The organism is Herbiconiux daphne, assembly GCF_024979295.1.
Taxonomy (GTDB): domain Bacteria; phylum Actinomycetota; class Actinomycetes; order Actinomycetales; family Microbacteriaceae; genus Herbiconiux; species Herbiconiux daphnes.
In genome coordinates this window covers 1-1,742 of sequence record NZ_JANLCJ010000069.1, presented here as the reverse complement: position 1 = coordinate 1,742, position 1,742 = coordinate 1, and the positions used below count along the sequence as shown (strand labels likewise).

At 47.8% G+C, this 1,742-nt stretch carries 1 protein-coding gene; it reads right to left on the bottom strand.

Annotation, left to right across the window (positions count from 1 at the left end):
* A partial coding sequence (locus tag N1032_RS22920) for a hypothetical protein (RefSeq protein WP_259542627.1) occupies positions 1-1,696 on the bottom strand: 1,696 nt, incomplete at its 3' end.
* Positions 1,697-1,742 lie beyond the last annotated feature (46 nt).

Here is a 1,742-nt window from a genome sequence, read left to right as displayed (position 1 = left end):
GAACTTTGAACGGGATTTCAATCAGGTTAATAATGAACTGCCCGAAATCGACTAACTCTGTAGTTTGTGAACTGCTCCCGGTCTGGTCTTTAAATCTTGCCGTGGTGAGTTCGCGCATTACATCGTTATCAACCAGATAAACATGGTTCGTACCGCTTACATGTGTGTGAACCTGAGTTTCGACAATAAACGACACGTATTTATTATCGGCTGGATTTGGTAACGGTAAAGTCCACGTTGCGACGGTTTTATTTTTATTTGGGGTAAAACGTTCGTCGTCAGTTTCAGACATTACGAACCCGATTCTTACGCCGTGTTGGTCTGAAACGAACTCGAACCCCTGTTTAGTTTTCGCCTCTAATACGTCACCGTATTTAAGTTGAACCGGGAAGCCCTGATTATCATAACCATTAACAAACAGGTCAACATTTGCCGCCGCTAATGCGTCATTATCCGCTTGAGTCAGATAATAAGCATTAACAGGTTTGGCCGCTAAAGTAATGCCCAAGAAAATAGAATCATTATTCTGGTCTTTAACTTTAAGCGTGTATTTCCCGGCTGGCTTATTAAGCGTATAACTCGTTTGCGTGGTGGAGTCATTATAATCAACCTCCGCGCCAGTTGAATCTAATAACCGCAACGAATAAGGCGCAACGCCACCAGACCACGACAACACAATGTCTTTATCCGGTTCGCCTTTGGTGGGGTTTGTATCAGCGCCCAACAGAGGCAACGGAGCAACGAAATCAATGTGGTGAATAATAGACTGTCCGACATTATCAGTAACAGTTACAACGCCACCGCCCGGAATGGTAGCACTAAACAAATACTCCAGCGGCTGTCCGGCCTGAATAGTGACAGAGGGTTTATTCTGCCCCATGTTCACAGCGGTTACAGTATACGGAGCAACACCACCCACCCATGTGAACTTCGCAGGAACGCCCGTATTACCATCATCAGGTTTGAGAACCCACGCGAGCGCGGAAACGAACTTGAGTTTAGTCGAACCCGCCGCCCCGGTCGAATCAGTTACCGTAACAGTAACGTCGCCCGGAGTCGCAGACGTAACCGGGTAAGGGCTTGCGCTTGTCGTGTGGTCTACCCCGTTCACGTTCACCGTGTAAGGAGCAACGCCGCCAGCGATTGACACGTTAATGTTTGTATTGACCACCGCAACAGTATTCGACGGCGTGACGGTCAGCGGAGCCGCAACGATTACCGCCTGAGTAATAGGCGTTTGCTTTGTTGCATCGTTAATAGTGATAACAACATTTTCAGCGGTCGGATGATTAAGCGTGTATTTAATAGGGTCGCCCTTATTAATAGTCAGCTTGTCATGATTCACCGTTCCGGTATCAACAGAAACGTCATACGGATAATCGCCACCTGTCCATGTGTAATCCGTAGCAACGCCGATTTTAGCCGTCGCTGGATGTAATACCCATGCGAGCGGGTCAACATGCGCGGGTTTAATCTGAGGCGTTACAGTGAACGAATAGTTACCACTGCCAGCACCGCCGAACGTCACCTCATAAATAGATGTGTCCGGGAAAGTTACTTTAAGCTCTTTGGCCTGTCCGTCAGGGAAAGTATTATAAGGCACAAGATAGGCTTTCGTTGCCTGATTGCGCACAGAGTACCACATAGGAACGGCTGCAAGACCGCCGCTCACTTTAATGGTAACTTTTTCGCCCACATAAGACACGCCTAACGGGTCACTCGTAATAGCAGGAATCACCGCG